Source organism: Flavobacterium sp. DSR2-3-3, assembly GCF_049896585.1.
Classification (GTDB): Bacteria; Bacteroidota; Bacteroidia; order Flavobacteriales; family Flavobacteriaceae; genus Flavobacterium.
Genome location: NZ_JAFCUP010000009.1, coordinates 132,688 through 151,392, shown reverse-complemented (window position 1 = coordinate 151,392; position 18,705 = coordinate 132,688). Strand labels below are relative to the sequence as shown.

22 protein-coding genes are annotated in these 18,705 nt (G+C 34.6%); 7 read left to right on the top strand and 15 right to left on the bottom strand.

The window, feature by feature from the left end:
* Window positions 1-247 precede the first annotated feature (247 nt).
* The 8 genes from ACP7AQ_RS12975 to ACP7AQ_RS12940 form a co-directional block, all read right to left on the bottom strand.
* Window positions 248-1,024 (bottom strand): hypothetical protein, encoded by a 777-nt coding sequence (locus ACP7AQ_RS12975; protein ID WP_426095756.1) that lies wholly within the window; start codon window positions 1,022-1,024, stop codon window positions 248-250.
* A 158-nt stretch (window positions 1,025-1,182) separates the two neighbouring features.
* Window positions 1,183-1,962, bottom strand: coding sequence for a hypothetical protein (locus ACP7AQ_RS12970; protein WP_426095755.1), 780 nt, complete (start codon window positions 1,960-1,962; stop codon window positions 1,183-1,185).
* A 159-nt stretch (window positions 1,963-2,121) separates the two neighbouring features.
* On the bottom strand, window positions 2,122-2,502 hold the full coding sequence (locus ACP7AQ_RS12965; RefSeq protein ID WP_426095754.1) for a hypothetical protein: 381 nt from the start codon (window positions 2,500-2,502) through the stop codon (window positions 2,122-2,124).
* Window positions 2,503-2,511: 9 nt separating this feature from the next.
* Window positions 2,512-2,694 carry a hypothetical protein gene (locus tag ACP7AQ_RS12960; protein ID WP_426095753.1) on the bottom strand — a complete coding sequence of 61 codons (183 nt, stop codon included), beginning with the start codon at window positions 2,692-2,694 and terminating at the stop codon, window positions 2,512-2,514.
* Between the two features lie 130 nt (window positions 2,695-2,824).
* Window positions 2,825-3,349 (bottom strand): tyrosine-type recombinase/integrase, encoded by a 525-nt coding sequence (locus ACP7AQ_RS12955; protein ID WP_426095752.1) that lies wholly within the window; start codon window positions 3,347-3,349, stop codon window positions 2,825-2,827.
* A gap of 95 nt (window positions 3,350-3,444) precedes the next feature.
* Entirely contained in the window at window positions 3,445-3,708 is a 264-nt protein-coding gene (locus ACP7AQ_RS12950; RefSeq protein ID WP_426095751.1) for a GIY-YIG nuclease family protein, read from the bottom strand.
* Between the two features lie 13 nt (window positions 3,709-3,721).
* Window positions 3,722-3,886, bottom strand: a complete 165-nt coding sequence (locus tag ACP7AQ_RS12945; RefSeq protein WP_426095760.1) for a phage integrase N-terminal SAM-like domain-containing protein — start codon at window positions 3,884-3,886, stop codon at window positions 3,722-3,724.
* Window positions 3,887-3,896: 10 nt separating this feature from the next.
* A complete protein-coding gene (locus ACP7AQ_RS12940) occupies window positions 3,897-4,157 on the bottom strand; it encodes a hypothetical protein (protein ID WP_426095750.1) in 261 nt (86 codons plus the stop codon).
* Window positions 4,158-4,500: 343 nt separating this feature from the next.
* Between ACP7AQ_RS12940 and ACP7AQ_RS12935 the strand changes: the two genes are divergently transcribed.
* Window positions 4,501-4,941 (top strand): hypothetical protein, encoded by a 441-nt coding sequence (locus tag ACP7AQ_RS12935; RefSeq protein WP_426095749.1) that lies wholly within the window; start codon window positions 4,501-4,503, stop codon window positions 4,939-4,941.
* Between the two features lie 138 nt (window positions 4,942-5,079).
* Here the strand turns inward: ACP7AQ_RS12935 and ACP7AQ_RS12930 are convergent, their stop codons facing one another.
* The 6 genes from ACP7AQ_RS12930 to ACP7AQ_RS12905 all read right to left on the bottom strand — a co-directional run bounded on the left by ACP7AQ_RS12930 (window position 5,080) and on the right by ACP7AQ_RS12905 (window position 10,850).
* On the bottom strand, window positions 5,080-6,243 hold the full coding sequence (locus ACP7AQ_RS12930) for a peptidylprolyl isomerase (RefSeq protein ID WP_426095748.1): 1,164 nt from the start codon (window positions 6,241-6,243) through the stop codon (window positions 5,080-5,082).
* Window positions 6,244-6,277: 34 nt separating this feature from the next.
* Window positions 6,278-7,402 carry a peptidylprolyl isomerase gene (locus ACP7AQ_RS12925; RefSeq protein ID WP_426095747.1) on the bottom strand — a complete coding sequence of 375 codons (1,125 nt, stop codon included), beginning with the start codon at window positions 7,400-7,402 and terminating at the stop codon, window positions 6,278-6,280.
* Window positions 7,403-7,414: 12 nt separating this feature from the next.
* Window positions 7,415-8,071 (bottom strand): gliding motility-associated peptidyl-prolyl isomerase GldI, encoded by a 657-nt coding sequence (gene gldI, locus ACP7AQ_RS12920; RefSeq protein ID WP_426095746.1) that lies wholly within the window; start codon window positions 8,069-8,071, stop codon window positions 7,415-7,417.
* Between the two features lie 4 nt (window positions 8,072-8,075).
* Window positions 8,076-9,080, bottom strand: coding sequence for a DHH family phosphoesterase (locus tag ACP7AQ_RS12915; RefSeq protein ID WP_426095745.1), 1,005 nt, complete (start codon window positions 9,078-9,080; stop codon window positions 8,076-8,078).
* 69 nt (window positions 9,081-9,149) lie between these two features.
* Window positions 9,150-10,406, bottom strand: a complete 1,257-nt coding sequence (locus ACP7AQ_RS12910) for a voltage-gated chloride channel family protein (RefSeq protein ID WP_426095744.1) — start codon at window positions 10,404-10,406, stop codon at window positions 9,150-9,152.
* Window positions 10,407-10,439: 33 nt separating this feature from the next.
* Window positions 10,440-10,850 carry a RidA family protein gene (locus ACP7AQ_RS12905; protein WP_426095743.1) on the bottom strand — a complete coding sequence of 137 codons (411 nt, stop codon included), beginning with the start codon at window positions 10,848-10,850 and terminating at the stop codon, window positions 10,440-10,442.
* A gap of 283 nt (window positions 10,851-11,133) precedes the next feature.
* Here ACP7AQ_RS12905 and ACP7AQ_RS12900 point away from each other — a divergent pair, with 283 nt between their 5' ends.
* The gene (locus ACP7AQ_RS12900) at window positions 11,134-11,802 is read left to right on the top strand and encodes a hypothetical protein (RefSeq protein ID WP_426065025.1); all 669 of its coding nucleotides are present in this window, start codon (window positions 11,134-11,136) and stop codon (window positions 11,800-11,802) included.
* An 80-nt stretch (window positions 11,803-11,882) separates the two neighbouring features.
* On the opposite strand, the gene ACP7AQ_RS12895 is transcribed toward ACP7AQ_RS12900, so the two are convergent.
* A complete protein-coding gene (locus ACP7AQ_RS12895; protein WP_426095742.1) occupies window positions 11,883-12,410 on the bottom strand; it encodes a hypothetical protein in 528 nt (175 codons plus the stop codon).
* A 202-nt stretch (window positions 12,411-12,612) separates the two neighbouring features.
* Between ACP7AQ_RS12895 and guaA the strand changes: the two genes are divergently transcribed.
* The 5 genes from guaA (at window position 12,613) to ACP7AQ_RS12870 (ending at window position 18,696) form a co-directional block, all read left to right on the top strand.
* Window positions 12,613-14,142: a glutamine-hydrolyzing GMP synthase gene (gene guaA, locus ACP7AQ_RS12890; protein WP_426092151.1), complete on the top strand. Its 1,530-nt coding sequence runs from the start codon at window positions 12,613-12,615 to the stop codon at window positions 14,140-14,142.
* A gap of 127 nt (window positions 14,143-14,269) precedes the next feature.
* Window positions 14,270-16,213, top strand: a complete 1,944-nt coding sequence (locus tag ACP7AQ_RS12885) for a PBP1 and LysM peptidoglycan-binding domain-containing protein (protein WP_426095741.1) — start codon at window positions 14,270-14,272, stop codon at window positions 16,211-16,213.
* Window positions 16,213-16,614 carry an OsmC family protein gene (locus ACP7AQ_RS12880; RefSeq protein ID WP_426065021.1) on the top strand — a complete coding sequence of 134 codons (402 nt, stop codon included), beginning with the start codon at window positions 16,213-16,215 and terminating at the stop codon, window positions 16,612-16,614. The genes ACP7AQ_RS12885 and ACP7AQ_RS12880 overlap by 1 nt, the downstream gene beginning before the upstream one ends.
* Window positions 16,615-16,689: 75 nt before the next feature.
* Window positions 16,690-16,920 carry a DUF3820 family protein gene (locus tag ACP7AQ_RS12875; protein WP_426065020.1) on the top strand — a complete coding sequence of 77 codons (231 nt, stop codon included), beginning with the start codon at window positions 16,690-16,692 and terminating at the stop codon, window positions 16,918-16,920.
* Window positions 16,921-17,082: 162 nt separating this feature from the next.
* A complete protein-coding gene (locus tag ACP7AQ_RS12870) occupies window positions 17,083-18,696 on the top strand; it encodes a CTP synthase (RefSeq protein ID WP_426065018.1) in 1,614 nt (537 codons plus the stop codon).
* Window positions 18,697-18,705 lie beyond the last annotated feature (9 nt).

The window sequence follows — 18,705 nt, the reverse complement described above, 5'->3', positions numbered from 1 at the left end:
CCGTTGATGAATTTCATCCTTAAATATAATAAAAACCAACGAGTTATGCAAATTATTTGAACGATTTTTAGTACAATTTATTTAACAGGGAGAAAGGAGGTTATTAGACAGTTTGACGTCCCGCTACTACAGCGGGTTTGGGACTAAATTAAGTCCTATTTTCGGATCTGCCAAATCATTCAAATACAAAACCATCTTTCCATTAAGCCTATTGCCCAAATCCGTTGTAGTAGCTGTTACCAGAAGTCTATTTCCTGTAGAAGAAATATGCATCTTCTATTGTTGGTTGCCAATTCAAGTTTTTTAATTTCTTTAGTTTCAACTTCTCAAATATTTTTTTAGAACCTTGAATTTTCATTGTGAACTGATTGCGATCGCCCATGTTTTTTTCATTCAGCTCATAAAAAATACTGAATTCATTTTTATTGGCAATTTTTTCAATAAATGGTTCCAAATATTCACTAATTTTTTTGGGACTAGAAAACTCCTCCGATTTTTTGAATTCTATCTCAAAGCTTCCTTCGTATTTAAATTGTGGTCCATAATCAAATAAGAATGTTGTATTCTTTTTTTGTGCAGTTAAATACTCTTGATATTCCGATTTACTTTTAAACTCTTTAATTTCGTAAACATAATCGAAGGGATTTGTTGAGTTTAGCATGGCAATTTGAGATATGTCAAATTTATATGTGTGACCGTCATGCGTCATTGCACTTTTTTGAGTGGGATTTATTGTCCAAGATCCAATTTCATCATAATTCTTAACAATAGTGAGTTTAAAACAAGGATTTTCAATTGAATTTTTAACTTCATCACCGAGACTTATGTTCCTTTTGAAATTTTCAATTGAAATTGAGTCTTCAATTACAAAATTGAATTTTTCATAAGTCCTTTTTTTATCATACTGGGGATATCTTCCAATGATTTTAGTATTTGAATCCACTTTTAGTGTATCAAATAAAATTTTTTGGCTAAATGTCAAACTTGTCGAGAAGATGTAAATTAATAGTAGTGTTTTTTTCATTTTGTTTGATAGATTTCTGGTAACGTCCCCGCGCTACAAGCAGTTTGGGACTAAATTAAGCCCATTCTTCGGATTTGCCAAATCTCCCAAATACAAAACCAATTTCAAATTAAGCCTAATACCCAAATTGCTTGTAGCGTGTGTTAGCGGATGGCTTTTTATGAAATCCAATATAAGAATTTGTAAAAGCCATATTCTTTGGTTATATCCTTTTCGGGTTCTTTTCTAATATTTACGTTAAAGTCTTTAAATTCTTTATTCAGATTAATATATTCATATCCATTGTTATAATAATCTTTATATTCTTTAGGCATATTTATGAAACCACTTTTTATAGATTTAAATTCAATAAATTCATTGTTGTAAATTTCAGAAAATTCTACAATGTCGTTATTTAAATATTTAATTTTTAGATTTTTGTTATTTGAAAATATTTTACCGTTTCTAAAATAAATTGCATAAAATTTTTCTGAATAGAAGGTTTCTTTTCCTTCATAATTTATATAATAAATTTTGTTTGGAAATGAGGTTTTATATTTCTTTTGAGCAACAACAATTAAAGGATAATTTGATGGTTTTTTCTCTGCTAAAATATCTTCAAATTTTATTTGGTCATATTTTGATAATACTTTTACAGAATTATAAATGACTTCGCAAGGACAGAGATTATTTCTGTCAAAACAAGGAAAGGAATAGAATGTTAAAAACAGAATAGATAAAACAAAAAATGAAAATGCAGAATTCATTTTCCATTTCAATTCAGTTTTCTTTGCTATTCTTTTATATATAAATGCGAATAACAATGCGATTATTATAAAAAAAGGTACTGAGATTGTGAAAATTATTGAACTTCCACCACCATCAACTGGAAATAAGTATATCAAAATTGGAGTGATAAATCCACTGATTAGAATAATCCAAAATTTGTATTTTTCCATATATCGTTTATTCTGCTTTTTTTTGAAGCTATCCGCTAACGGTCTCGCGCTACAAGCAGTTTGGGACTAAATTAAGCTCATTATTCGGATTTGCCAAATCTCCCAAATACAAAACCAATTTCAAATTAAGCCTAATACCCAAATTGCTTGTAGCGTGTGTTATGCCTTCGTGCTTTCTTCTAAATTGGTTTTTAGCACTTCGTTTCCGTAAATGTCAATATTTTTCTCTTTTGAATACACTTTCCAATTTTTCATAAATTCTTTAAACTCAATTTCGGTACAATTATCAAATTTTTTTAAAGCAAAATACATTGCAGTTATAGAAATTGACCTAAGCCTTGAGCGATGTCTTTTTTGACATTTTGGACACCACATCATTGGAGGTTGAATATTTCTTTCGGTTCTAATTTGGTCCAGTTTATTATCTAATTCAGCCACAAGTTTAAAATGTTTTGGAATTGTGAAATTAGCTTTCCAATTCTCTTTTAAATACTTTTTTAATTCAGGAAACCAAATTGTATGTGCTTCTCCGGATGACATTTGTTTTTTTTATATTATATCGTCAGTTTCGTTGTTTTCTTTTTCAATTTCATTCATCTCTTCGTGTGTGAATCCATACGGTGCACCACCAAAAGTGTATCCCACAATAAAAGCAAAATTTTCATCGCTATCAAATTCAACGTATTCAGCTTTTATTTCTTTTTTTAGTTTACGATTTCTTCTTTCGCTCATCTGTCGGTTTTTTTAGCATGAGGCATAACTTGTATATACTCGCTACAAAGTAGCGACAATCTTCCCAATTTAGGATGTATAGTCGCTACGGAGTAGCGTATTTTCATCAAATGTATAAATAATATTTTTATTACAAATCATCAAAAGGACTTTTTATTTGTTGGATACTTTTTGTACTTACGTGGGTATATATTTCGGTCGTTTTGTTGCTATTGTGTCCCAATAATTCTTGAATGTACCTCAAATCGGTTCCGCTTTCAAGTAAATGCGTAGCATAACTGTGGCGTAACCAGTGCAAAGTAACGGGTTTTCTAATTCCTGATTTTTGTATGGCTTGTTTTAAAACTTGTTGTAAGCTTCTATCATCATAGGGCTTTCCTTTGATTTGTCCTTCAAATAAATACGTTGTGGGTTTAAATACTTTATAATACTCCCGTAGCATTTCTAAAATTTTTGGGCTTAATGGGACTATCCTGTCTTTTTTGCCTTTTGAATTTTTAAGCAATACAATATTCCGCATCGAATCTATGTGAACGGGCTGGAGAGCCAATAATTCGCCACAACGCAGGCCACAACTATAAATCAAGCTTAACAACATTTTATGTTTGATATTGCTGTGTGCATTCAAGATAGATTTCACTTCTTCTTTACTCAATACATTGGGTAATAGTTTGACTCTTTTTGGTCGGTGTATTTTATCTATTTCAATTTTGGTTTCTTGAATGATTGTAAAGAATAATTTGATGGCATTTACCCCGTAGGATAAAAAAATAGTCGCATTCTGTTTCTAAGATATTTTTTTCCATTTCCGGATTTTAAATATTTCTCTCTCCGTGTAGCATCTTGTTGATTTAAACATCCTTCAAAATAAATCAATTTTAAAGGCAATCTATATTTCGTAGACTGAACTTTACCTGATTGATGTTCATTCAACCTGTTTTTTAAATCAGAAGTATACCCAGTATAAAATTGATTATCTTTTTCACTTAGCAAAACGTAGACATAATAATACATAAGTTCATTTTTTTTATCCAACGAGGTGAACAATTTGATTCTGGTATGAGGAGGAAAACTTATTTTTTAAAATATACTCATTGTTGTAGATAATTACATCCTCATTAGTCATAGCCGCAACTGGTTTTTCTCGATAGAAGATCAGGAAAGATTTTAAGGCTTCGCTGTAGGTAGTAATGGTACTTTCATTATGGCTTGGAACGCATCCATTGTTTGAATTTTTCGATTTGTGCTATTCCTTCGCTTGAAGGGAACGAATTTGCAGGGGGCGCTATGTTAAAACGCACTCTGTTTTCTAATGTGTCCGGGAGGTGCCAAACCGTTTTTTGCTGGCTCCATCGTGCGCCTTCTATTTGTTTGATACGGGCGATTAGGTCTTGATTTTTTTCAAAATAAACGGCAATTCTATTTTCGCTATTGTGTTTTATCAGTTTTGCTTCCCAAGTCATATTGTGTTGATTTTGAGATTGAAAGATACTAATTATTTTATAAATGGTTTTTGTTACAGCAAGGTTTTGTGTTGTATAACCGCTGTTTTGCGTGAGGGATTACTTCACTTTTTTGATATTTTTCATAGGAGTTCAGTGAACTTCGTTTGTAGTGAAAATCCTTTTATGAAGCGCAGCGGAATAAAAGATTATAACGGATAGCCCGACCCGCTTTTTCAGCGGGTCAGGCCCAAATTGTGAATAGTAGAATCAGTAGTGGTTTTTGTTATCTGTTAATTTTTACAGATAAAAGGTAGTGGACTTTGTGAAAAACTTTGCGAACTTTGCAGTCAAATAAATGAATATGAAAATAAATCCAAAAAACGGAATTGACAAGCTCATTTTCGGAATGAAACAAAATGATGTTGCCGCAATTTACGGGAAACCGGACCGAAATTACAAGGACGAGGATGACAATGTGATTTTTGCTTATAATAAATTAAAAATGCGTTTGACCTTCTATGTGGAGGAAGATTTTAAATTAGGATATATTGTCGCATCTAGCCAGGAACTAGAGTTGTTTGGGTATAAAATAATTAATAGAAAAATCAATGAGCTTAAAAAAGATTTAGCCACTAAAGGAATTATTAAATTTACTCAGGAAGAGTTTGACACATTCGAAAATTATTTCAACGAAGAAAACTGGATTATTTTTCAAACCGAATTTGAGGAAGTGGTGAAATTTGAGATTGGGGCAATTATCAATCAGAAAGACGAATTTGACTGGAAATTTGGAAAGAAATAATTGAAAATGGAATGCTGATGAAGCGGATACTTTCCGGTTTCCAGTACCGCAGTCAATGTTCTTAACGAATAAATTGTAAAAAGAAACCCGACAGATTTTGAAGTCTGTCGGGTTTTTTTATGGCATTCTTTTTAAATTTTATTGTTTTGGAGCGGGCTGTTTTTCTAGCATTTCCAATTCGAAAATAAGTGTTGCGTTCGGAGGAATAACACCACCGGCGCCTCTTTCTCCATACGCTAGATTTGATGGAATGAAAACCACGGCTTTGTCGCCAAAAGCCATATTTTCCAGTCCTTCAATAAATCCGGGAATCATACCTTCTTTTTTCCCGGCTTCAAAAGGGAATGCTTGGTATCCGTTTTGAGCGGCACGGTTAGCATCAAATTTTCCGTAAACTTTATTCACTTCTTCATAGCTGCTGTCAAATAGCGTTCCGTCCTCAAAATAACCGGCATAATGAAAATAAAATGTCGCTCCTTTCGCGGGTTTTACTCCAGTTCCTTTTTCAATTATTTTGTACGCTAATCCGGATGGAGTGGTGGTTGCAGTGGCTTTAGTCGCGGCTAAATACGCTTTTTTTGCTGCGATAATTGAGGATATTTTCTTTTGGTCTTCGGATTTATTGTTGAAATAATCAGCGAACACTTTTGGAGCATCAAATTTTTTGGCTAAAGCGCCTTTTCTTACGATGGTAATCTTAGTGATTACATCGTTTTGTGCAATGGAGTTTACGATATTCATTCCCTCTGTAACGTGACCAAAAATGGTGTGTTTACCGTCTAGCCAAGCCGTTTCTTTGTGGGTAATGAAAAACTGGCTTCCATTGGTAGTGGGTCCGGAATTAGCCATAGAAAGGATTCCGGGTTTGTTGTGTTTCAAGTCGGTGAATTCATCTTTGAACGCGTACCCTGGACCACCAGAGCCATTTCCCGAAGGATCTCCTCCTTGAATCATGAAGTCTTTGATGACACGGTGAAATTTTAAACCATCAAAAAAAGGTTTTCCTTTTAGCTTGTCATCAGTTACAAAGGTATTTTTTCCTTCGGCTAATGCTATGAAGTTAGCGACTGTTACCGGTGTTTTTTTGTATTCTAATTCCAGTACAATGTCTCCTTTGTTTGTTGCAATTGTTGCAAAAATCCCCTCGATTACTATGGGAGTTTTTACGGTAGGCTTCACAGGTGTTTTTACAGTAGTTTTGACACTTGTTGCCGGCTTTTTAGCAGGAGTAGATTTCTTGATCGTTTGAGAATGTACGTTGACCATTCCCAGAAATAATAAAAACAGAATTTTAAATTTCATGTTGTACTAATTTAAAGGCTTATTTTTTTAAATATTATTGGGGCATTTTTTCTAATAATTCGATTTCAAAAATGATATTCGCATTGGGTGGAATTACCCCTCCAGCGCCCGCTGCTCCATATCCTAAGCGGGACGGAATGAAAATCACGGCTTTGTCGCCAAAAGATAATTGTTCCAGTCCTTCAATGAAACCAGGAATCATGCCATCTTTTTTGCCGGATTGAAAAGGGATGGGTTGGTACCCGTTTTGCGCAGCTCTGTTTTCATCATATTTACCAAACGTTTTAGCTACATTTTCAATACTGGCATCAAATAATTCTCCGTCTTCCAGAAAACCAGCGTAGTGAATGAAAACATTGGCGCCATTAGCGGGTTTTTTACCACCGCTTTTTTGGGTAATTACGTATTGTAATCCGGTAGGAGTTTTTGTCGATTTCGTTTTCAAATTAGCGAAATAAGCAACTTTTTGTTCGCGAACATCTTTGTACTTTTCGTTGTATACTCTTTTGTTTTCAGCATCAACGGCAGCTTTTTTCTTTTGATTTTCAGACTCCACAGCAAAATAATCATTGAATATTTTAACGGCATTGAATTTTTTAGCAGCTTCACCATTTCTGATAATGATTACTTTATTGATGTAATCGTTTTGTTCAATTTTGTTGACTACATCCATTCCTTTTTCGACTACATGACCAAAAATCGTGTGTTTTCCGTCCAGCCAAGGCGTTGCAAGGTGTGTGATGAAAAATTGACTGCTATTGGTTGTTGGTCCGTTGTTGGCCATAGCCAAAACACCACCTTTGTCAAATCTCAAATCTGAGAATTCATCTTTAAACTTATATCCGGTATCTCCAGAACCTGTTCCAAGCGGGTCCCCAGTTTGTATCATGAAATCTTTGATGACTCTGTGGAATTTTAAGCCGTCAAAAAAGGGTTTATTTTTAAGATTTTCATTAGTCACAAATTCATTTTTTCCTTCGGCCAAGGCAACATAATTTGCTACTGTAATTGGCGCTTTTTCAAAATCTAATTGTACTATAATGTCGCCTTTATTGGTTTCGATTTTAGCGTATAATCCGTCGGGAAGATTGTTGTATTCTTCTTTACAAGAGTAAAATGAGGCGATTACCAGGAATGCGAATAGAATCTTTTTTTTCATTTCTAAGTTATTTTATTGAGTTATAGTGTCCGTAGTTTCAATTACGGGAGGAGTTTCTAATTTAACGGGTGGAGCAACAGCAGGTGTTTTTACTTTCAATTGACTTTCTTTTTTATACTGCGCCTCCGATTTGAAATCACGAAGCGTTACGGTGCAGATTAAAGGTTGGTTAGTCCCAATTTTTTTGTCATCGCCATGGTATCCGTATCCCATATTCGATGGGAAAAGGAAGTTGACCTTCTCGTTTTTACGCATCAATTTGATCCCGTCACGCAAGCCCATCATTATGTTTTGTTTGTCCACGTAATAAATTTGCGGTCTTAATTCTAATTCAGAATAGATAATGGTTCCTTTTAGATCTTTGATTTCGTAATCAAAAAAAGCGACATCTCCTTTTTTTGGCGTAAGCGTATCGATTTCATTTCGTGTTTCATACGAATACCAATATCCTTTTTTCGATGCCAGATAAACGACATTAGGATTGCTTTTGATCAAAGTCTGAATTTTCGTTTCCTCACTGGCAACTAATTTTTTATTGCGGGCAATGGATTTCTTCATGAAACTCCCGGACGCTTGAGATATAGGTCTTCTGGCATCCTGTTGCTGTTTGCAGCTGGAAATTAAGAGCAACATAAAAAATACAATGGCGATTTGCTTGCTATTTTTCATAAAATTAGATGCTTAAATTGGTTACTAAATCTTCAAATTTCTTTTTTGTTTCTTCCATCGAAGCCTCTGATTTTCCTCCGGCAGCATTGCGATGTCCACCACCATTAAAATGATCTCTTGCAAATTGATTGACATCAAAATCGCCTTGGGAACGGAATGAAATCTTAATAATTTTTTCTTCTTTATTTTCTATAAATATAGCAGTAAAAACAATTCCTTTGATACTTAATCCGTAGTTTACAATTCCTTCGGTATCTCCTTTTACATAGTCAAACGAATTCAGTTCATCCTGAGTCAGCGTGGTGTAAGCCGTTTTATGTTCCGTGATTACAATCATGTTCTGAAGCGCTCTTCCCAATATTTGTAATCGTCCAAAAGAACTATTGTCAAATAATAAACTTGGGATTGCCGTGTTTTCAACACCTAGATCAATTAGTTCTGCCACAATTCTATGGGTTGTTCCCGTAGTTTTTGGGAAACGAAACGACCCGGAATCAGTCAGAATTCCGGTATAAATGCAGGTTCCGATGGTTTTATCGATATCTTCTTTTTTTCCAAGAAATGAAATGAAATTATAAAGCATTTCACAGGTAGATCCAAACGAAGTGTCAGAGTAGGTGACCACAGCATAGTCATCTGGTTTTTGATGATGGTCTATCATTACAAAAGGAGCTTTGAGCTTGGCTAGAACGTGTTCCATTTCGCCCGTGCGATGCAAGGCATTAAAGTCTAACGTAAAAATAAGTTCTGCCTCTTCAAGAATTTTTGTGCAGTTTTGTTTTTCTTTTTCAAATATTTTAACGGTTTCTGCGCCTGGCATCCAAGCCAGAAAATCCGGAAATTCATTTGGAGAAACCACGACAGGATGATGCTTATTTTTTAATAAAAAATGATACAAACCCAGTGTAGAACCCATGGCGTCTCCGTCAGGACCTCTGTGTGGGATTATGGCAATCTTTTTTGGAGTTGCTAATAACAACTGTATCGCTTGTATGTCTTGTATTTTCATAGTCTGCGAAATTACATTTTTTTAGTGTAATGTTGAAAACATTTAAACAATTAACAAAGTTTTAGAATGTTATAAAAAGTCGGTATTTTTTCTTTTTAATTTCTGATACAAATGGAATTTTGCGCCTCTTACAATTTGGGCATTATAAATCCCTACGGATCCCGAAGAAAGGTAAGCAATGCTGCACGCTAAACCAATGAAAATGCCGCTTTCGATCCCGAAAAGTTCCATTCCCATAACCGTACAGGCAATAGGCGTATGGGTGGCTCCCGAAAAAACAGCCACAAATCCCATTCCTGCCAAAAGTGCTATTGGTAAGGGAACGATAAGTGATAAAGTACTTCCCAAAGTGGCTCCGACAAAGAATAATGGCGTGACTTCACCACCTTTAAATCCCGCACCGAGTGTAAATCCCGTAAAAAGTATTTTCACTAAAAAATCATAGGAAGTATTTGGGTTCGAAAACGCGTTAACTATCATAGGAATTCCAAGACCAATGTATTTTGTGGTTCCAATAAAATATACCGCCAAAGCTATGATGAATCCTCCTACAAATGGGCGAAGCGGGGAAAACGCTATGGTTTTTGAAAATAAATGACCCCAAAAATGAGTGCTTCTGGAAAAAAGCATGGCGGCCAAGCCAAATAAAACACTTACGATAATTACCCAAAATAAAGTCATGAAACTAATCTCTGGAACAAAAAGAATATTATAATGCGTGTGTTTTACGTGCCAAAGTTCCACTGTGAAAAAAGCGATGTAGGCAACAAAAAAGGATAATAGAATACTTTTAAAATTGATTTTACTAAAATAAACAACTTCTAAAGCGAATAATGCTCCTGCTAAAGGAGTTCCGAAAACAGAAGCAAATCCGGCGCTGATGCCCAGAATGAGTATTGTTTTTCTTTCGGATGCGTCAAGTTGAAATAGTTTTGTAAACTGGTCTGCAATGGCGCCACCCATTTGTACTGCGGTTCCTTCACGACCGGCTGAGCCACCAAAAAGATGGGTGATTAAAGTTCCGAAAAGAATCAAAGGAGCCATTTTTAACGGAATTATTTTCTGTGGATTTTCGTATTCTTCCAGCAATAAATTATTTTCTTTGACAACTGATTTCCCCCAATAAAGATAGCCAAATCCTATCAGTAAGCCGCCGATTGGCAAAAGCCAAATGATCCAATTGTTATTTTTCCTGATTTGGGTAGCCCACTCTAAAGCTAGGAGGAAAAAAGCAGATGCCGATCCGGAAAAAACACCTATTAAAATGCAGATGAAAAACCATTTGAATTGAGGCGATGGAGTTTTTTTAGTTTTCTCTGAATTCATTAGTGAAATGGGCAAAGTATTTTTGCGAAAGTATTATAATCCTTCCTGAATCAATGGTTTTTCTGGGGCAATTGCGGTAAATTCAATTTCGACTAAATATTCAGGAGCTACCAGTTTACTAATTTCATAAAAACCGGTAGTAGGTTTTATGTCTTTAAAAAATTGAGCATGAGCTTTGGCTACGTCTTCAAATGTGGTAATGTCAGTCGTAAATATTCGGGTTCTGATGACGTCTTCCATGCTTACTTTTAAGTCTTCGAGAACCAACTGCACGCGTTCCAGTATGTTTATTGTTTGCGCATACGCATCATTTGCATTTACTTTTTCTCCATCAACAATCGCAACCGTACCGGATACTTCAATAATATTTCCGATGCGTACCGCTCTGCAGTATCCCATTTTGTCTTCCCAAGGCGAACCGGTCAATATATTCTCTCTTTTCATTTTAATAGTTTTTTAATAATGTTGTGCGATAAAAATGCAATTTTTAGTGTGGCATACTATTTGCAAGTTAGAAAAAAAACGTGAAATATAAATACTGATTTTGGATTAAAAAAGTTTAAATTTAATCAAGGAAATTTTAGCTGTTTTATCTCTAAAATGTAATAAAATGCAGATTTTGGAGTTATAAATGAAAGTTAAATTGTTGCCTGATTTTTGAATAAATACAATTGGTTTTTTATTTTTAAAATTTTTACAAGCACCGAATAAACTAATTTAGAAAGTTATGAAAAGGATTTTATTTTTAATGATTACCATCAGTATGTCTTTGAGCGGATATGCCCAAAACGAATTTAGTTCAAAATTTAAAGCGATTCCCCCTAAAAATAACGCACCGAAAATAAAAAAAACAATTCAGCCTAAAGTTGATATCCCTCCAATAAATACACCAAACGTATTTAAAAATCCGGAAATATTCAACCCGAATCCAAGTCTTTCGCTTCCGACCACTCCGGCAAATAATTTCTCCATGAGTCCGAAAAACGAGTTTATTAATCCTGGAGACGTTTATAAAGATAAGTGGAACAAAAAAGAAGAAAATAAGGATGGTTATGTCTACAGAAAGAATCAAAATTTAGGTAATTTCTCAACAGGTTCTGTTACTGCTAAAGTAATGTATCGTGATGCGGCTTATGTAGATGGTGACCAAATCAGGGTATATTTGAATGATAAGGTTATTCAATATCAAGTAAACTTAGATAATGATTTTAAAGGTTTTGAAATCGTATTAGAAAAAGGGTTTAACAAAATTGATTTTGAAGCATTAAACCAAGGAAGTTCGGGACCTAATACAGCTGAATTTAAAGTGTATGATGACAAGGGCGCTTTGATATCAGCCAGTCAGTGGAATCTTGGAACTGGTTTCAAAGCTACTATAATCTTGGTAAAAGAATAAATACATACTTACAGAGAATAAAAAAACCGTTGAATGTAAGTGTTACATTCAACGGTTTTTTTAATAGGATTCGGTGTTTCCTAAAAAGGATCTGCGGTAACTTGAAATTTAATATCTGCTTTTACAGATACATCTTGGGTTATTGTTTCTTTGGTAACTGCTCTTGTTCTTAATTTAAAACTTGAAGCTTTAACGTATTTATCTAATTTCGCAGTTGTACAGGTCAGATTTAAAGTATTTGAAGTAGAATTAATATCATCTAAAAATGCCAATTCAATTTCATCAGTGCTATTTGTAGAAATGTAGATGTGTATTGATTTCAAAAAGGAAAATGATTTAGTGGCTGGATTTGTTACCGTCAATTTCATTTCTTTCAATTTTACATCTTTAACTAATTCTGCATTGGTATTGTTATTTTCAAATGCCGTACTGGAATTAGATGAAATATCGGGTGTCACTAAATCTAAAGCAGTATTCACAGGAAATCCTGATGGAATGGTTACAGTGGTTTGATTGTCTATTGAAAAAGTCAATAAATCATCAATTACACTGCATGAAACAGCTATTAGTGCAAAAATTGCAACGGCGATATAATTTTTTGTTTTCATCTTTTTGTTTTTTAGTAGATAATTAGGTTTGCAAATGTACTCTTTTAAATTTTAAAGCTAATTTCAGGATAAATCCAAATTTGACCTGCGAGACTACGGGTCTTTTAAATACAAAAGAGAAATTATTTCAACAGCTTAAAAGAAAATAAATATTTTTCAAAATTCAATTTTCCAATTCAAAATATAAAAAGTATTTTTGCGCATGCAACACAACGTACTTATTTTAGATTTCGGATCGCAATACACACAGCTTATTGCGCGTAGAGTTCGCGAATTAAATATATTCTGCGAAATCTTTCCTTACAACCATTTTCCGAGTGATTTATCATCTTATAAAGCAGTAATTCTTGGTGGAAGCCCTTTTTCTGTTAGAGGAGAAGATGCGCCACATCCCGACTTGTCTCAAATTAGAGGAAAGCTTCCTATGCTGGCCGTGTGTTATGGTGCGCAATATTTATCCCATTTTAGTGGAGGTGAAGTAGCTGCTTCAAATACAAGAGAATACGGTAGAGCTAACTTATCTTATATAAAAGAGAATGAAATTTTCTTTGAAGGTGTTTCTGAAAACAGCCAAGTTTGGATGAGCCATAGCGATAGTATCAAAGTATTGCCTACCAATGGAGTGAAACTAGCAAGTACACACGATGTGGAATTTGCCGCTTACAAAATTGAAGGTGAAACAACCTACGCGATTCAATACCATCCTGAAGTTTTCCATTCTACTGATGGATCAAAAATGCTGGAAAACTTTTTAGTGAAAATAGCGGAAGTTCCTCAAAACTTTACACCAAATGCTTTTGTCGAAGAAATGGTAGCCGAACTGAAAGAAAAATTACAAGACGATAAAGTGGTTCTCGGACTTTCTGGAGGAGTAGATTCTACCGTGGCGGCAGTTTTATTAGATCAAGCTATTGGAAAAAATCTATACTGTATTTTTGTAAATAACGGTTTGCTTCGTAAAAACGAATTCCAAAATGTATTAAATCAATACAAAGGAATGGGTTTGAACGTAAAAGGAGTTGATGCGGGTGATCGTTTCTTATCTGAATTAGCAGGTGTAAGTGACCCAGAAACCAAACGTAAAATTATCGGACGTGTATTTATAGAAGTTTTTGATGATGAATCTCACCTTATCGAAGATGTAAAATGGCTGGCGCAAGGAACTATTTATCCGGACGTTATTGAATCCGTTTCTGTAAAAGGTCCTTCTGCAACAATCAAATCGCATCATAATGTGGGCGGCTTGCCAGATTATATGAAATTGAAAATTGTAGAACCGCTTCGCATGCTTTTTAAAGATGAAGTGCGCAGAGTAGGAGCTTCATTAGGAATTGATCCTGAATTATTAGGAAGACATCCTTTCCCGGGACCTGGATTATCGATTCGTATTTTAGGGGATATTACACCGGAAAAAGTGCAAATTTTGCAAGATGTAGATGCTGTTTTTATTGACGGATTGAAATCTTGGGGATTGTATGATAAAGTATGGCAAGCCGGCGCTATTTTACTTCCTGTAAATAGTGTAGGGGTTATGGGTGATGAACGTACGTACGAAAAAGTGATTGCATTACGCGCAGTAGAATCTACGGATGGCATGACCGCTGACTGGGTACATTTGCCTTATGAATTCTTGATGAAGGTTTCTAATGATATTATTAATAAAGTAAAAGGAGTCAATAGAGTAGTATATGATATCAGTTCAAAACCTCCTGCAACAATTGAGTGGGAATAATACGGTAGATTTTATATTTTTTAAACATTATTTTAGAATGTTCTTTACATAAACGGTATCAGATTTTTGGAATAAAATTTGATACCGTTACTTTATTAAAGATTTAAATAATTTATAAATTAAAGCGATGAAATATTTTTTTGCAATTTGTATGAGTACTTTGTGGTTCAATTACAGTGTTTTTTCACAAGGAAAAACAACAACACACAAGGTAGAAAAAGGGGAAACAATCACTCAGATTGCACAGAAATACAAGGTTACTCCATTTGATATTTACCAATTGAATCCAGATGCACAAAGTGGTCTGAAACCAAATAGTATTCTATTAATACCTAATAGCTCTACAAAGAAAGCAATCAACGTCCAGTCAAAAAAAGGAACTACAACTGTAACCCATCAAGTGGCACCAAAAGAAACTTTGTATGGTATTGAAAAAAAATACGGAGTTTCGGATGAAGCTTTGAAGCAAGCAAATCCTTTTCTTGAAAAAGACGGCTTGCAAATAGGACAAATACTTACGATTTCGTCCAATGCTGTTTTGAAAAATAATATTCCAATTACAGAAAAAGTAGTTTATCACTATGTACTTCCTAAAGAAACCAAGTATTCCATCGCGAAGCAATACAGAATTACCATTGAAGAATTAGAACGTAAGAATCCGGAAGTGGTGTCAAATTTACCGGAAGGGTTCAAATTATTGATTAAAGGTGTAGCTCCAAAAGCAGATAAAAATGTAGTAGTTAATGAACCTAAAAAAGAAATTGTAGTTACAGCACCAAGTAAGAATACGGTTTCCACGAATTATTTGAATTATGTGGTAAAACCAAAAGAAACGTTATACAGCTTATCTAAAATGGTGGGTTTAACGCAAGAGGAATTAATTGCTCTGAACCCTCTTTTGTCCGAGGGTGTTATTGAAGGTATGGTTTTAAAAGTTCCTGCAACAATTGTATTTTCTCAGGAAGCTAAAAAAGAATATCAGGAATTATCGAAGAACACTTATAGTAATTCCCGAAAAAAATTAACGCTTTTGTTGCCTTTCAATATTTCAAAAATTGAAAGCGATACCGTTAATTCGATGGCAATGCGCCTGAAAAAGGATAAATTCCTGAACATGACTTTAGATTTTTATGCCGGAGCCTTGATGGCCATTGATTCTGCTAAAACTTTAGGACTTAATATTGATGTGAATATATTCGATTCGCAGGAAACAAAAAGCAGTTCGAATGTTGCTTCCTTAATAAAAAACAATGATTTGGCAGATTCAGATGCGATCATCGGACCCTTCTATCAGAGCAATGTTGAAAAAGCAGCCGAATTATTGTTGCCTAATCGAGTGCCAGTAATTTCACCTTTGTCAAAAGATTTAGGAGTTTCATACGCTAATATTTTCCAATCCATTCCCGCTCCTGAAGCAGTCAAAAATGCGATGTTTGACTACATGCGTACAAAGGGCGGTAATATTGTAGCAGTCGTTGATAAGAAAAAAGGTTCCGTTATTCAGTTTATCAAAGAAAATCATAAGGATGTGCAATTTTCAACACTTACTGCAAACGGTGGTGTTTCTGCTGAAAATTTGAAAAGTTTATTTGTAAAAGACAAGATAAACTATGTCGTGATGGAAACAGAAAATACTGGAATGATCAAATCAACAATTACTGCCATGTTGAGTGCTATGGCGACTTACAAAGTGCAGCTGGTTATTCTGGAACCTAATGCAACATTGGATACCGATGAAATTAATTTTCTAAATTTAACAAAATTGAAATTAATGTATCCTTCCGTTACTCGTGAAAATATTTCTCAGGAAGCTTTGATTTTCGAAAAAGAATTTAAAAAGAAAAATAAAATTTACCCAAGTATATTTGCCACTCGCGGATTTGATATTACTTTTGATACGATGTTGCGATTAGCACAAGATAAAAAATATCAGGAAACAATTGATACAACAGCAACGGAACAAATAGACAACAAATTCGAGTTTTATAAAAAGGAGGACGGTGGTTACACCAATAAAGGAATCTATATTTTGTATTATGATACGGATTTAACCATAAAAGTAGCAGAGTAATGACATCAATAGTGACGTATTTAGGTGATTTAAGAACCTCTTCGATTCATTTGCAATCTGGCACCGAAATCCTTTCGGATGCTCCGGTGGATAATAATGGGAAGGGAGAGGCTTTTTCTCCAACAGATATTTTAGCCAATGCTTTGGCAACTTGCATGATGACCATAATGGGGATTAAAGCCCGAGATATGGAACTTGATTTAAAAGGTTCTACTGCAGAAGTTATCAAAATTATGAATGCAGAACCCAGACGTATCGGAGCAATAGAAATTGCTTTTGAGATGTATGGAACGGCTAATATAAAAAACAGGACGATACTGGAAAGAGCAGCGATGACCTGTCCCGTTTTTCTGAGTTTACATCCTGAAATCGACAAACGCATAGTTTTTAACTGGAAATAATTAGTCTTTGGAAGCAGGAGACAAGAAACATAATCGATTTGTGATTCTTGTCTCTTGCTTCATTTTTATAATAAAATGGATCAAAACCAAAAACAACTTATCAAGCTTGCCCATACTAAAATGCCTTTTGGTAAATACGAAGGTTGGTTTCTTATTGATATTCCGGAATATTATATTGTTTGGTATAGCAATAAAGGATTTCCAAAAGGAGAATTAGGCGAGCAATTAAAATTAATTTACGAATTAAAACTCAACGGTCTGGAAGAGTTAATTCGGAATATAAAAAATCGATACCCAAAACCTTAAGCTAGACTTTCTTGAACTTCTTTTATTTTTTAAGAATTAGATTTCACTTTTTTTTAGTATAAAAAGAGTCTGAAAATGTAACAGTCTAATATTCTAATAGTCCAATTAAATTTGTACTTTTGCGACGTTTTTTTACACAACTACAACACAAATAACAACAGAATGAATCAAACGAAATATATTTTTGTTACCGGCGGTGTGACTTCTTCTTTAGGGAAGGGAATCATTGCAGCTTCGTTGGCAAAATTGTTACAAGCAAGAGGATACCGTACAACGATCCAAAAGTTTGACCCGTACATAAATGTAGATCCGGGGACATTAAATCCCTATGAACATGGGGAATGTTATGTGACCGATGATGGTGCTGAAACGGATTTGGATTTAGGACATTACGAACGTTTCCTAAACGTTCCTACTTCTCAAGCGAATAATGTGACCACTGGAAGAATATATCTTTCGGTTATTGAAAAAGAAAGAAGAGGAGAATTTCTTGGCAAAACGGTACAAGTTGTACCGCATATTACCAATGAAATTAAGGAAAGAATGCAATTGTTGGGAAATTCCGGCGATTACGATATTGTCATCACTGAAATTGGTGGAACGGTAGGAGATATTGAATCCTTACCTTATATAGAATCGGTTCGTCAACTGGTTTGGGAATTAGGAGAACACAACGGAATTGTAATTCACCTTACTTTGGTGCCTTATCTGGCTGCCGCAGGCGAGTTGAAAACAAAACCGACACAACATTCCGTAAAAACCTTGATGGAAAGCGGAATAAAAGCTGATATTTTAGTGTGCAGAACAGAACACGAAATTTCTGAGGAATTACGTAATAAACTGGCTTTATTTTGTAATGTAAAAAGAGAAGCTGTTATTCAGTCCATCGATGCTTCCACGATTTATGAAGTTCCTAATTTAATGTTGGAAGAAGGACTTGATGTTGTTGCATTAAAAAAATTAGATTTGCCTAAAAAAGCGGCTCCGGATTTAAAAAACTGGAATACCTTTTTACGAAGGTTAAAGAATCCGAAACATACCGTGAATATCGGTTTGGTTGGAAAATATGTAGAAATGCAGGATTGCTACAAATCTATTTTGGAAGCGTTTATTCATGCAGGAGCTGCAAATGAAACGAAAGTAAATGTGATTTCGATTCATTCAGAACACATCGATGCCAACAATATTAGCGAGAAATTTGCTGGTTTAGACGGAATTCTGGTTGCTCCAGGTTTTGGAGAAAGAGGAATTGAGGGGAAAATTGCAGCAGTGCAATATGCCCGTGAAAATAAAGTGCCGTTTTTTGGAATTTGTTTGGGAATGCAAATGGCAATCATAGAATATTCAAGAAATATTCTGGGTTATGCGGATGCTAATTCTACCGAAATGAATGAACACACTGCGCATCCGGTGGTAAATCTTATGGAAGAGCAAAAAACAGTTACTGATAAAGGTGGGACAATGCGTCTTGGTGCATGGAAATGTGATATCAAAAAAGATTCATTGGCGTATAAAATATATGGAAAAGAAACTATTTCGGAGCGTCACCGTCACCGATATGAGTACAATAGCAATTACGTTGCGCAATTACAAAACGCAGGATTAATAGCTTCGGGAGTAAATCCTGATACCGGATTGGTGGAGATTATAGAAATAGAAAATCATCCGTTTTTTATTGGGGTACAATACCATCCGGAATACAAAAGTACGGTAGCAAATCCGCATCCTATTTTTGTAAATTTTGTGGCAGCAGCCGTTCAGGCAAAGAAAAAATAGTTGTTGTTT